Source organism: Streptomyces parvus (genome assembly GCF_032121415.1).
Lineage (GTDB): Bacteria > Actinomycetota > Actinomycetes > Streptomycetales > Streptomycetaceae > Streptomyces > Streptomyces globisporus_A.
Genome location: NZ_CP135079.1, coordinates 4,850,315 through 4,863,951, shown reverse-complemented (window position 1 = coordinate 4,863,951; position 13,637 = coordinate 4,850,315). Strand labels below are relative to the sequence as shown.

The window sequence follows — 13,637 nt, the reverse complement described above, 5'->3', positions numbered from 1 at the left end:
GGTTCGGTGCGGGGGGGGACCACCGGACCGGGCAGCAGTCTATGCAGCGCCTCCGTCGCCCCGTGCGGCCTCTTCGGCGCCCGCGCGGGCCCCGCCCGCCTCGACCGTGTGCGCGAACCACTCCAGAATGCCGCGGAGTTCCTCTCCGTGCTCGGCGAACACCTCCAGCGGGAACGCGGGACGCAGATCCAGCTTGGCCGCCGCGAGGTCGATGCCCGGCACGGCGTTCAGGCGGCCCATGAGCTCGCGCCGGGGCTGCTCGTCGTCGAAGGGCGGTCGACGCTTGAGGTGCTGGAAGACCACTTCGGCAGTGCCGGTCACCGGGTACAGGGCGAGAGGCCACACCGAGCGTGCCCGGGTACCGGGCAGGGACAGCGTGGGCGAGCAGCTGGTCTCGCTCCTCCTCCCATACGCGAGCGTGCCGCCGCGTTCCGTCCAGAACCTGAGGCACGAGAGGACTCCCGCGACCGTGTCCGGCGTCTGGTTGTCATGCAGCAGCTTCTCGAAGCGGGTGGCCGCGGAGTCCCCGTCGGCTCCCGCCGTCTCGGGCGCCGGAGCAGGTGCCTCGTTCCCGAAGTCTTCCCTGCCCACCAGTGTGGCGAGGTCGGACGCTGTCAGCCGGTGGGAGCGGCGGGCGCGGCCCCGGTCGTCGAACGGCACGCCTTCGCGCTCCAGCACCGCGCGCGGGTCGGAAGCACCTGTGTGCCCTTCCGGCCAGCGGAATCCGGGGGAGATCTTTCCGTCCGCCATCAGCACGCGGTAGGCGCCGTGCAGGGCGGGCCTGGTACTGATGTGGTTGCCGACCGCGACCGCGTGGGTACCAACGAGGGTCGCCAGGTCGCCATAGGTCGTCCACGTGCCCGCCGGCATGCTCAGCAGCGCCTGGCGCAGCTCGCCCCAGCCGGCCCACTCGGCATCGGCGTGGACCACGCCGTCGAGGGGGCCCGGCCACAATTCCACGGCCAACTCAGCCAGTTCGTCGGCGCGGGCGAGGATCTCCGTCCTGCCCCAGCGCTCCACACCCGCGATGCGCTGGTTCATCCGCAGAGCACTGGAGTCCAGGATCTGCTGCTTGCGGTGGAAAGGATGATTGGAAAGCCGCGCGTTGTCCCCGGAAAGCGTCAAGTTGCCCAGAGTGTGCACCAGTTGGGCGTGCAGCTCCTCCGGGCTCTCGCTCTCCCCGGCCTCCTCGGCGAGAAGGTCGAACCATTGCTGGGCGGGCTGCTGCGGCAGCACGTGCTCGACGGTCAGCTTCGCCTTGGTGAAGTCGACGGGTTCGGTGGCGCCGAAACTCTCCTCGAACCGGCGCAGTACCTCGAACCGCTGGTTCGACCGGCCCGACTTGTAGAAGGGGCGGCTGCGGATCGACTGCCGCACCGCGGCGTCGGAGGGCCAGACGCCCGTCCCGCTTCTGGCGGAAAGGGCGTGGCGTACGGCGTCGGCGAGCGGGCGCCCGTTCTCGAGTTCCCGCTCGACATCCTTGGGCAGTTGCATGAAGGTCCGGTTGTTGCCGGTGGTGGAGTTGCCAGCGAACAGACGCCTCACCAGGTAACTCTCGGCATAGGAAAGGGCAGTAGCCGCTTCGCCGGGTGCGCAGTCCCCCTCGTCCAGCCGGTCGAGCAGGAGGAGCGCCAGCGGGTAGTGCGTCTGGCCGCTCCAGCGGGCGAGGCGTTCCAAGATGTCGCGCAGACGCGGATCGCTCTCCCGCCACGGTTCGACGATCCGCATGAGGCGTCCCGCCCTCACCCGCAGCCGGAGGACCTCCGCCTCCAGCGCCTCCTCGTCGGAACTCAGCGGTTCGAGGCGCTTCTTCTGGTCCCGGTAGATCTCACTCTGCTTGGCCCGGCTGTCGCCTCCGACGACCAGGTCGAGCCAGACGAGGAGCTCCAGTCTGGTCGGTCCCAGCAGTTCCTGCATCGGAAGCCACAGGTTGCGGTAGACGGCCTCGCCACGTCTGGGCAGACACATGAAGAGGTAGTTGCGGAGCAGGTCGCTCTGGCTCAGCCCGACGCCGGTGTTGTTGATGGATTCGAAGATCCGGTAGACGTTGTCGCCCTCGGCGGCGGTGATCGACACGATGGAGAGAAGGTCGCGGAGGACGGACTCCACGGCACCGATCCACCGCTCGCCGGAGCCGTCCTCCTCGGCGGTCTCCTCACCTTCGGTCAGAACAGTGAGGAAGAACCGGTAGGCGCCGCCGATGTTCCCCGCTCCTCCGGCCGTGGGGAGGGAATCCACACAGGCGACGAACGCCTCACGGTCGGCCTGCGTGGGCAGCAGGCGATAGTGGTCGTTCCCGTCCTGGTAGCTGTTGACCAGGATCAGGTCGTGGATACGGGCGGCCTTCTTTTCACGCCCACGTGCCCGGTGGCGGTCCCGCAGTGCGGTGAAGGCGAGCATCAGTGTGGTGAGCCGCTGCTGGCCGTCCACGACGAGCCAGCGCTGCATTCCGCCCGCCGCGACCCGTTCCGGCGCGAGGACGACCGACCCGAGGAAGTGCGCCGCCGGCTCATTGCCCGCCCGTTTGTCCTCGACGAGTTCCAGGACGTCGTCCCACAACTGACTCAGCTCGTCGCGCTGCCATGTGTAGGTGCGTTGGTAGAGCGGAACCTGGAACTGCGTCTCACCGTGGACCAACTTGCTGAACGTCGTCTCCTGGGCGTGCACGCGCGTCCCCTCCCCGCTTGCCGTCTCGCCGACCCGTCATTGTGCCGCACGCGGACTCGTCGGCAGGAGGAATCCACGGTGATGAGGTCCAAGGGCCGCCCAGCCGCGGCATCATGCGTCCCCGCGCAAGCCAGGAGAAGTCTGCGCGTTCGAATTCTGCCGGGGGCACTTCCGGATTGAAGAACCGGACCAGCAGAGGCTGGTCCGGTTTTTTCGTGTTCGCCGCGCACGCCGCAACCCCGTGAGGGCGAGCGGAGTACGGTCCGGGTCGCCCTCACCGGGGGTGGTCAGAACTTCCCGTCGACCGGGATCCAGCCGGACCACGCCTCGGGCTGGTAGAACTTGCCCGTGTCGCCGTCGTAGCGCAGGACGCGCAGGCGTACGTTGCCGGTCTCGCGGTAGTCCTTGTTGCAGGTCGCCCAGGTGTTCACGCCGAGCTTGTTCACACAGACCTCCTCGGCGCGCCCGTAGTCGGTGTAGACCCCGATGGCCGCGGACATGCCGTCCTTCTTGGTGTCGCCCGCCCAGACGACGTCGCCGTTGTGCTGGAAGCACCCGCTGGTGCCGTAGGCGGCGGTCGCGCCCAGGCACGTGTTCGACGGCGGGGCGGCCTTGGCGGCCATCGCGCCCGCCGGTCCCGTGGTCTCGTCCTCGTCCGCCGGGAAGGGGATCTCCGCGCCGGGTTCCGTGCCGAGGCCTTCGACGATCTCCACGTCGGCGGGCAGCTGGACTTCCACGGGGGTCTCCGGGGCGTCGTCGGCGAGCGCCGGCGTCGCGGTGACGGCCGAGAGGGCGAGTGCCGACACCCCGGCGAGAACGCTCAACTTCGAGCGCCAGTTTTCACGCATGCTTCACTACCCCCGCGCCTGACCTCTGTGGCGAGATCATCAATTGTCATATGTGAACAGGGTGTGAGACTAAGAGATCGCTGTGACGGAAGGAAGGGGCCCCTGTGACGCAAGTGGTTGAAGGTGCCCGTGGTCCTGACCCTCGCACGGGCTCCCAGGGCGACGCGGTACGCCGAACGGGAGGGCGGGCACACGGTGGTGTGCCCGCCCTCCCGTTCCGGTTTCCTCACCCGCTCACCGGCGGAACGCTCACGGCAGGGTGGGCGGCTCGGCGGCCCGCTCCCCCTCGGTGACTTCGGCGAACGAGGGGTCGACGGCGCACTCCGCCGGGATGTCGGCGGCGGAGCGGGCGCACTTCTCGGGCCCCGCGACACTCTGTTCGTTCAGCTCGGGCGGCTCCGTCCGGAGCGTGCCCGTCTCCATGTTCTCCGCCAGCCCCTCCACGGAGGCCGGCGCGGTGGGGGCGGCGGGCCGCTCCGCGTCCGCGGTGCCCGGTGACGACGAACAGGCTGCCAGGCCCGCCGTGGCGCACAGGACGAGGGCGGCCGAGGCCGCGGCGGTACGAAGTCGCATGGAAGTCCCCCCTCGTGGGTGCCCGGGCACCCGGGTCATCAGTCGATCCACGGTGCCACAGAGGGGAGTTGGGAGGGCGGAGAACGGGTGAAGAAGGCGCGCAGAGTGCCTCGTCAGCCGACCGGCAGCCCCGGTGCCGGGTAGGCGTCCATCAGGTCCTTCACCTCTTCCCGCACCTTCCTGATCGCGCTCTCGTCGCCCGTGCGTGCCGCGTCGACCGCCGTGGTGATCCAGGTGGCGACCGTGCCCATCGCGGAGGCCGGGACGCCCCGCGAGGTGAGCGCCGGCGTGCCGACCCGGATGCCGGAGGGGTCGAAGGGCTTACGGGGGTCGTAGGGGACGGTGTTGTAGTTGACGACGATGCCCGCTCGGTCGAGGGCCTTGGCCGCGGTCTTGCCGGGGACGTCCTTGTTCGTGAGGTCGATCAGCAACAGGTGGTTGTCGGTGCCGCCGGAGACCAGGTCGAAGCCACGGGCGGCCAACTCCTCCCCGAGGGATCGGGCGTTGGCCACGACCTGGTGGGCGTAGGAGCAGAAGCCGGCCGTGGCGGCTTCGCCGAGGGCGACCGCGATGGCGGCCGTGGTCTGGTTGTGCGGGCCGCCCTGGAGGCCGGGGAAGACCGCGCGGTCGATGGCGCGGGCGTGCTCGGCGGTGGAGAGCAGCATCGCGCCGCGCGGGCCGCGCAGGGTCTTGTGCGTGGTGGTGGAGACGACGTCCGCGTGACCGGCGGGCGAGGGGTGCGCGCCGCCCGCGATCAGGCCGGCGATGTGCGCGATGTCCGCGACCAGGACGGCGCCCGTCTCGCGGGCGATCTCCGCGAACCCCGCGAAGTCGATCGTGCGGGGAACGGCCGTACCGCCGCAGAAGATGAGCTTGGGCCGTTCGGCGAGGGCGAGGTCGCGGACCTCGTCCAGGTCGATCCTGCCGGTGTCCCGGCGGACCCCGTACCGGACACCCCGGAACCAGCGGCCGGTGGCCGAGACGTCCCAGCCGTGCGTGAGGTGGCCGCCCATCGGGAGGGACATGCCGAGGACGGTGTCACCGGGCTGGAGGAAGGCCAGGTAGGCGGCGAGGTTGGCCGGGGAGCCGGAGTACGGCTGGACGTTGGCGTGGTCCATCCCGAAAAGGGCCCGGGCGCGGCGGATCGCCAGCGTCTCGACCTGGTCGATGACCTGCTGGCCCTCGTAGTACCGCTTGCCGGGGTAGCCCTCGGAGTACTTGTTCTGGAGCACGGTGCCCGAGGCTTCGAGGACGGCGGCGGAGACGTAGTTCTCACTGGGGATCAGCCGCAGGGTGTCGGCCTGGAGCCGCTCCTCCGCGCCGATCAGGGCGGCCAGTTCCGGGTCGGAGGCGGCGAGGGCCGGATGGCGGGGCGTGGTGGTGGTCGCGGTGGCGGTGATGGGCCGGGTGGTCATGGAAGAAGTCCTTCCGGGTCGGCCGCTGTACGCGGCGTGGACCCGGATGCCCAGGCGGACGGCTCTCCGGAGATGACGCCCCGGGCACGCCCGGGGTCTGCCGCTTCCTCGTGGTCGGTTCCACGGAGCGCCCCTGCCGGGGCGCGCGCCAGTCGCGGCGTTCGGCAGTTTAGAGGGTGTGCCGGGGTGGCGGTCGAGAACGCGCGAAGAGGCCGGGCCGGGGCGTGGGGCGCGTACCGTCACGGAATGATGACTGTGCCTGAGGCATATGCCACAGGCACGTCCGTTCCGGTGGAGCGGCCGTGCGTCCGTAGCCGGTCGCCATCACCCCGGGTATCGAGCGTCTGTACGGAAAGGATGTCTGGTGAAAGCTGATACTCGGCTGTCCGGAGGGGGACGCATGCGGGGGCACGAGCACAGCGTCAACGAACTGAGCGGAACGGTGCACGGCTTCGTGGTCCAGGCGAGCAGCGTGCACGGCGGTATCCATGTGTCGGGGCCCGCGGCGCGGGAGGAGATGCCGCCGCCCTGGCAGTTACCGCCCGCGGTCCGGATCACCGACCGCACGGACGCGCTCCGCGCCCTGGAGGCGCACAGAAGCCGGGCCACGGAGGAAGGACATCCCACGCTGGCCGCGGTCAGCGGTCTCGGCGGCGTGGGGAAGACCGCGGTCGCGCTGGCCTGGCTGCACGCCTTGCGCCCCGACTTCCCCGGCGGTCAGCTGTACGCCGATCTGGGCGCGCAGGCTCCGGAGGGTCCGGCCGATCCCGGCGAGGTGGTGGCACGGTTCCTGCGGGCGCTGGGCGTCCCGGCCGGCCAGGTGCCGTCGGCGCTGGGCGAACGGGTCGCGCTCTACCGGTCGTTGACCGCGGACCGGCGGCTCGTGGTGCTACTGGACGACGCGGCGACCGCGGCCCAGGTGCGGCCGCTCCTCCCGGCGGGGCGGTGCGTGACGGCGGTGACCAGCCGCCGGCGGATGCCGGGGCTCAGCCTCGACGGGGGCCATGTCATCCACCTGGACCCCCTCTCCACCGATGCGGCGGTCGAACTGCTCGACGCGACCCTCGCCGATGGCCGGGTCGCCGCCCAACCAGAGGAGGCGCGGGCGCTCGTCCTGCTCTGCGCGGGGCTGCCGCTCGCGGTGCGCATCGCCGGGGCGCGGCTGGCGGCCCGTCCCAGACAGGGCATCACCTCGATGGTCCGGGCCCTGTCCGAGGAGCGCGAACGGCTGGAGGCGCTGGCCATCGAGGGCGAGCACGACGTGCGGGCCGCGCTGGACCTCTCCTACCGGGGACTGCCGCCCGGGGCGGCCCGCCTCTACCGGTTGCTGGGGCTTCACCCGGGCCGGGAGTTCGGCGTCCCGCTGGCGCGGACGCTGCTGGGCGGGGACGCGGTCGAGGCGCTCGACGCCTTGCACGACGCGAATCTGCTCGTCGACGTGGCCGGGGCCTCGGGCGACGAGCGCTACCGGTTCCACGATCTGGTGCGGCTGCACGCCGCCGAGCGGGCCGCACAGGACGCCAGCGCCGAGGAGCGGACCACCGCACTGCTCCGCATCGGCCACCACTACCTGGCGAACGCCTGCCGGGCCGAGCAGGTCGTCGAGCCCGGACGCGACTCCCTGGAGCGGGCGTTCGGACGGGGCGTCGAGCCCGGTTCCGTCGTGGAGGAGGACCTCGCTCCCGCGGAGGGGCAGACGGCGGCCGAAGCGGCGCTGGACTGGCTGGAGCGGGAACTGCCCAATCTGATGGCGGTGGTCCGTCACGCGCGGGCGATGGGCGCACCGGAGCTCGCCTGGCAGCTGACCGATGCGCTGTGGCCGCTCTTCCCGCGTCGCAAGCTGTACCGGGAGTGGGTGGAGGCGCACCGGGAGGGGCTGCTGACCGCCGAGGAGGAGGGGGACGACGAGGCGTTCTGCCGGATGCTGACCTCCGGCGCCCTGGGGAGGCTCGCCACGGGCGACCACTCCGAGGGACTGGCCATGTTCGAGCGGGCCGCCGTCTCCTTCGAGCAGCGCGGCGACGCCCTCGGGCACGCGCGTACGCTGAACTACCGGGGGCTGGCCCACCAGCGGCTCGGGCAACTGGACAGCGCGGCCGAGCTGTTCGCCCGCGCCGCCGACACGTTGCCCGCCCTCGGTGACCTACGGGCCGGTGCGCTGGCCCGGTTCAATCTGGCGGACGTCGCCCTGGTCCAGGGGCGGTACGAGGACGCGGCCGTGGACGCCGAGGCCTCCCGCCTCGTCCTGGAGTCGGCCGGCGACACGTACAACGCGGCGCGGGCGGCCGGCCTGACCGGGCGGGCGTGTGTGGGTCTGGGCAGGCTCGACCGGGCGGAGGCCGAGTTGTCGGCGGCGCTGTCCGCGCTGCGGGCGCAGGCCGCCGGGTTCGAGGCGGCCCGCGTGCTCGGAGGGCTGGCCCAGCTCTCCGAGCGGCGCGGGCAGCCACGTCAGGCCCGGCAGCTCTACCGGGAGGCGCTGTCCCTGTACGCATCGGTCGGACGGTCCGGGTCGAGGGAGGCGGTCGAGGCGGAGGCCCGGCTGGGCGCGCTGGAGCCGCCGGAAGCTGAGGCCCGGCCGGATGCGCCGGAGCCGCCGGAACCGGAAGCGGACGCCCGGTCGGAGCCGCCGGAAGCTGAGGCCCGGCCGGATGCGCCGGAGCCGCCGGAACCGGAAGCGGACGCCCGGTCGGAGCCGCCGGAAGCGGAGGCTCCACCTCCCCCGCCCCCGGGGACGGACCCGTCCGGGAAGGGGCAGGGCGGGGCCGGCGCGTAGCTGCGCACCGTCCTGACGACCTGTACGGCAGCCGGGTCGAACGCGGCCGGGTCCAGCCCGGCCACCAGCCAGACGTGCGCGACCGAGGCCCACACCGTCCAGGGCTGCACGGGCCATCCCGGCTCACGGACCAGCAGCCGGGGCCGGCCGCCCAACCGCAGCCAGCAGCGCGAGCCCCGGTACACGGCCACCACCAGCGCGCCGGGGTGGCAGTCGGCGAGTTCGGCCGCGTGCCGGGCGGAGTCCTCGTACGGCGAAGGCTCCGTGGCCGGGGCCTTTGCCACCAGCACGTCCGCCAGCAGCGGCATCGGGGCCGGGGCGGGGAGCCGGACGCGCAGATGCTCGTCGGCGATCCGCAGCGGGCGGTCCGGGTGCAGCAGAGCGGCCACGGCCCGGCGCACCCCGTGCTGCGGGACGTCCTCGGTGATCCGTACGGTCGTCGCGGTCATCAGGTGGTACCCCGTTCGTCGTGACGTGCCGTCACCGGCAGCGGCGCGTGGTCCGTGCACGGCCGCACGGCGGGGGCGCGCAGCCGGAGCTTGCGGTACATCAGGGCCCGCATCCGGACGGCGAACCGCCCCGGTTCCGAGGTGATCCGGGCCGCCACCTGTGCGTACCGCTCCGCACGGTAGGACGCGGCGGCCCGGGCGAACTGCCGGACGAGGGGGCGGCCGGTGTGCAACCGCGGCGCGAAGGAGACCAGTTCGGCCGCGGGTGAGCCGGGGTCCAGGTCGTCTTCGGGGACGTCGCCCATGAGGACCGGGGCTCCGGTCATCGCCCCGTACAGCGAGACGGAGCCGTGGTCCCCCACGATGTGGTCGGCGGCGACCAGCGCCCCCACCCAGTCCGCGTGCTGGCTGATCACCAGGAGCCCGGAGCGTGCGAGCCGCGCGAGCCAGCTGCGGACCTGCCATTCGCCGTGGGCGTTCCAGACGTGCGGGTGGAGCAGGAGCGCGACCCGGAAGTCCTCCCGGGGCAGCTCGTCGACCAGCCGTTCCAGCAGCTCCCACTGCCGGCCCAGGAGCGAGCGCGGCCCCCAGGTGGAGCAGGCGGTCACGAGTCGCTGGCGCGGCCCGACCCCCAGGGCGTCGCGGTAGAGGGCCCGCTGCGGCAGGCTCGCCGTGATCCGGTCGAAGCAGGGGTCGCCGACGACCTCGGCGGCGGGCAGCGCCTCGGGGCAGTCGCGGCCGAGGCGGGTCAGGTCCTCGTGGTGGGCGAGCACGATCGATTCGGGGACCAGCCGGCCGTCCTGGATCAGCCATTGCCGGTCGAGTCCGTAGGTCCCGCGTGGGGCGACCCGGCGGCCGCGCTGCCCCGCGGAGACCAGCTTGTTGTGCCCGGCACCGTGCGGCAGCACGATCACCGGGGCGTGCAGTTCCAGGAGGCCGCCGTGGGCGGCTGCCAGGGCCAGGTCGAAGGGCGTCTGGACCGCCTGGTGCCAGGGCAGCACCAGCCCGCCCAGCCGTTCCAGGAAGTGGTCCACTCCGTGGCTGAACACGTCGGGCGCCTGGGTGAAGAACACCTGCACACGGGTGTCGCCCTCCAACAGCCGCACGGCTTCGAGCAGTCGCTGTCCCGCCGTGACGGTGTGCACCACCGCCAGGATCTTCCTGCGGGTGTGCCGGGTGGTCCAGCGTTCGACGTCCAGGCGCACCGGTACAAGGAGCCGGTGCGCGTCCGGCAAGGTCAGGCTCATCCGAATCAGTCCCCGTTTCCGTCGCCGCGGACCGAGGGGCCCGCGGAGGCCGCTCCTGATGGCGGCCCGGGACGCATCTGCCCACCGATGTGGACAGGCGGCTTGCAGGAATCCTGCCTTCCAACTGCAGGGGAAAAGCGCCGCGCCATGCGCCCCGCTCACGCCCCCTGTGCGCTCTGGTCCGAGCCGGTGGCTCAGGGAACAGTGGACTGTTCCGCACAGACGTGCGGAGGCTGCCGGTGGCGGCAGGAAGTGGTGCACCTGTCCGGGGGAGCGTTATGGATCTTCTTGCTCTGGGACCTCTGGAACTGTGGCACGGAGACCAGCAGCACATGCTCGGTTCGGTGAAACAGCGCTGTGTGCTCGCGGTTCTGGTACACGCGCGCGGAGAGCCGGTCGCCGTGGACACGTTGATGGAGCGGGTCTGGGGCGACGAGCCGCCTCCCAAAGGGCCCGCCACACTCCAGGCCTATCTCTCCAAGCTCCGGCGGCGTCTGGACCACGCCGTGGGACCGCTCGTACGGGTGGACCTCGTGCAGCCCCGGCTGTACCGGCTCCGGATGCGCGACCGGAACGATCTGGACCTGATCCGCTTCCAGCGGTTCCGCTCCGAGGCCGCCCTGGCGGCGGAGCAGGGCCGCACGGACTGGGCGATCGGGCTGCTGCGGACCGCCGAGAGCATGTGGCGGGGCGAACCGCTCACCGAGAGCTCCGGCGAGTGGGCGGCGTCGGTGCGGGCGCGGCTGGTGGAGGACCACCGCCACGTCCGGGAGGAGCGCATCCGGCTGGAGCTGGAGCTGGGGCGGCACGCCGATCTCATCGGCGAACTGCGGGAGCTGGCGGCGGAGAGCCCGCTGGCGGAGGGGGTGGTCGGCTCCCTGATGCTGGCGCTGCACCGCAGCGGCCGGCACAGCGAGGCGCTGGAGCTCTACCGCATGACGCACGCCCGCCTGCGGGAGGCGCTGGGCATGGAGCCGGGGCCCGATCTGCGGGCGCTGCACCAGCGCATCCTGGAGCAGGACCAGGGTCTGTCCGGGCCCCGGACGGAAATGGTCACCGTCAGTCCCCCCGCCCCGGCGTCCGGCGTCGCCCCGGGAGCCGCCACTCCCCCGACACCCAGCGCCGCCCCGGCCGCGCAGCCCGCCTCGTGCCATCCGGGCCGCAACAACCTGCCGCGCGACACACGGGACTTCACCGGCCGGGCCGACGAGTTGGCGCTTCTGCGCGAAGGGATCGCCGGCGCCGACGGGTACGCCCTGCCGCTCGCCGTGCTCCACGGGATGCCCGGCATCGGCAAGACCGCGCTGGCGGTACACGCCGCGCACCGGCTGGCCGAGGACTACCCGGCCGGTCAGCTGTACGTCGATCTGCACGGGTTCAGCGGACGGCGGCCCGTCGATCCGGCCGAGGCGCTGGCCCTGCTGCTGCAGGCCGCCGGTACCGGCGAGGCGTTGCCGGACACCCTCGACGGGCGGGCGGCCGCGTGGCGGGAGTGGACCGCGCGCCACCGGGTGCTGGTCGTGCTCGACAACGCCCGGGACGCCGCGCAGGTGCGCCCGCTGCTGCCCGGATCGCCCGGATGCCTGGCGATCGTGACGAGCCGCAACCGGCTCTCCGCGCTGGACGGGGCCGTCTCCGTGCCGGTGGACGCGCTGTCGGCCCGGGAGGCGGCGGCCCTGTTCAGCCGGATCGCGGGCGCCGCCCGGACCTCCCACGACCCGGAGGCGCTGGAGCTGCTGGTGGACGCCTGCGGCCGGCATCCGCTGGCCACGACGCTGCTCGCGGGCCGCTTCCGGCACCGGGAGATCTGGGACCTGCGCCATCTCCTGGAGCGCCTCGCGCAGTCGAGCGACCCCCTGGACGGCCTCGACGAGGAGGTGTTCGTCTCGGCGTTCCGCTTCTCGTACGCGGAGCTGACGGCCGCCACCCGCCGCCTGCTGCGGCTGCTCGCGCTGCACCCCGGGCCCGACATCACGGCGGCGGCCGCGGCCGCTCTGTCCGGGAGCTCGCCCGGGCCCGGCGGCGCCGGGGACGTCGGGCGCGGTATCGAGGAACTGCTGGACGGCCATCTGCTGACCGAACCGTCCCTCGGCCGTTACCAGCTGCACGACCTCACTCGGGCGTTCGCCTTGCGCATGTGCACCGTCGAGGAGCCGCAGGAGGCGCGCGGCGCTGCCGTCGGACGGCTCCTCGGGTACTGCCTCGGCTCCGCGTACCGGGCCCACCGCCTCACCCACCCGCGCCGCAGGGCCCTTGAGCCCGCGCATCTGTCGGTGTACGCGGCCGAGTTCGGCGACGCCCGGGAGGCGACGGCCTGGCTGGGAGCCGAGCGGGCCAACCTGATGGCAGCCGCCCGCACGGCGGCCGCGGAGGATCCGGAGCACGCGGCGCTCTTCCCGCACGCGCTCGCCCCCTCACTCAGGATCTGGGGCAGCTGGGACATCACCAACGAGCTGTACGGGGCGGCGGTGGAGGCGCTGCGCTCCCGGGGCAACCCGGTCCTGCTGGCACAGACGCTGGTGGAGGCGGCGGAGGTGCTGGCGCAGTCGGGGCCCGGGGAGGCGCTGAGCTGCGCGGGCGAGGCGCTGGCGCTGTTCCAGGACCTGAAGGACCCGGCGGGGTGCGCCGACAGCTCACTCCAGGCCAGCCGCGCTCACCTGGCCGCCGGACACACCGGCCCGGCGCTGCGCATGGTGGCGCGGGCACTGGCGCTCTACCGCGATCTGGGCGACCGGCACGGCGAGGCGGACTGCCTGAACGTCGAGGGGGCGGCGCTGTTCCACGAGGGCCGGTACGACGAGGCGCTCGGCCGGGCGCGCCTGACGCTGCACATCCACGAGGACACCGGGGACCTGCTGGGGCAGATCCGCGCGCACAACAACATCGGCGAGGTCCACCGGATCCAGGGCCGTATCGAGCGCGCCCACGACCACCTGGAGCGGTCGAAGGTGCTGGCACGCCTGCACAGCGGAGCGCAGGAGCTGGCCATCCTGGAGACGAACCTCGGCGCCGTGTACCAGGCGATGGGAGACACGCCGCGGGCGCTGGAGGGGTTCCGGCGGTCGCTGGAGAGCCACCGCGCCCGGGGGGACGCGCTGGGCGAGGCGAACGCCCTGATCAGTCTCGGCACGGCCCAGGCCGCGAACGGCGACGGCGAGGGGGCGCTGCTGCACTTCACGCTGGCGGAGGAGGTGGCGCGGAGGATCGACAGCGCCTACGAGCGCGCCCGGGCCCTGCTGGGCATGGCCGACGCGCACCGATCCGCGGGCCGGCCGGACGTGGCCATGGAGGTCTACGAGCAGGCGCTCGCCCTGTCCGAGCGCACGGGATCGCGTCCCACGGCGGCACGGGCGCTGGCGGGGCTCGCGCATACGGCGCTGATCACGCATCGCAGTGAACCGGCCCTGGAATACGCGCGGAGGGCGGAGGAGGTGTACCGGAGCCTGGGCTCCGAGGCGGAGGCGGAGAGCCTGCGGCGTCTGCTGCTGGAGAAAGCGAGAGGGACCGGCGCCTGAGGTGCGCCCGGGGGCCGGTCCGTATCGGCGGTGTGGATCAACCGCTGGTGACGTGGCCCACAGGACCGCGCGGGGTCACCACATCCACTGAAGAATTTTCCACATGCGTGTGACAACTTCCTTCTGCACAGTGCTGGTTGGGGGTTTGAC

Annotated in this window: 7 protein-coding genes; 2 read left to right on the top strand and 5 right to left on the bottom strand. The window is 72.7% G+C overall.

Features of this window, described 5'->3' with window-relative positions; translation table 11 throughout:
• Positions 1 to 39: 39 nt before the first annotated feature.
• The 4 genes from RNL97_RS23050 to RNL97_RS23035 form a co-directional block, all read right to left on the bottom strand.
• A complete protein-coding gene (locus RNL97_RS23050) occupies positions 40 to 2,667 on the bottom strand; it encodes a GmrSD restriction endonuclease domain-containing protein (RefSeq protein ID WP_032765204.1) in 2,628 nt (875 codons plus the stop codon).
• 287 nt (positions 2,668 to 2,954) lie between these two features.
• The gene (locus tag RNL97_RS23045; RefSeq protein ID WP_030579742.1) at positions 2,955 to 3,515 is read right to left on the bottom strand and encodes a hypothetical protein; all 561 of its coding nucleotides are present in this window, start codon (positions 3,513 to 3,515) and stop codon (positions 2,955 to 2,957) included.
• Between the two features lie 249 nt (positions 3,516 to 3,764).
• Positions 3,765 to 4,088, bottom strand: coding sequence for a hypothetical protein (locus RNL97_RS23040; RefSeq protein ID WP_243315154.1), 324 nt, complete (start codon positions 4,086 to 4,088; stop codon positions 3,765 to 3,767).
• Between the two features lie 113 nt (positions 4,089 to 4,201).
• Complete coding sequence (locus RNL97_RS23035) at positions 4,202 to 5,503, bottom strand: serine hydroxymethyltransferase (protein WP_313751140.1); 1,302 nt, start codon at positions 5,501 to 5,503, stop codon at positions 4,202 to 4,204.
• 400 nt (positions 5,504 to 5,903) lie between these two features.
• Here RNL97_RS23035 and RNL97_RS23030 point away from each other — a divergent pair, with 400 nt between their 5' ends.
• Positions 5,904 to 8,276: an ATP-binding protein gene (locus RNL97_RS23030; RefSeq protein ID WP_313751139.1), complete on the top strand. Its 2,373-nt coding sequence runs from the start codon at positions 5,904 to 5,906 to the stop codon at positions 8,274 to 8,276.
• 448 nt (positions 8,277 to 8,724) lie between these two features.
• Here the strand turns inward: RNL97_RS23030 and RNL97_RS23025 are convergent, their stop codons facing one another.
• On the bottom strand, positions 8,725 to 9,972 hold the full coding sequence (locus RNL97_RS23025) for a hypothetical protein (RefSeq protein ID WP_030579727.1): 1,248 nt from the start codon (positions 9,970 to 9,972) through the stop codon (positions 8,725 to 8,727).
• 278 nt (positions 9,973 to 10,250) lie between these two features.
• Between RNL97_RS23025 and RNL97_RS23020 the strand changes: the two genes are divergently transcribed.
• Positions 10,251 to 13,487: an AfsR/SARP family transcriptional regulator gene (locus RNL97_RS23020; RefSeq protein WP_313751138.1), complete on the top strand. Its 3,237-nt coding sequence runs from the start codon at positions 10,251 to 10,253 to the stop codon at positions 13,485 to 13,487.
• Positions 13,488 to 13,637: the final 150 nt, after the last annotated feature.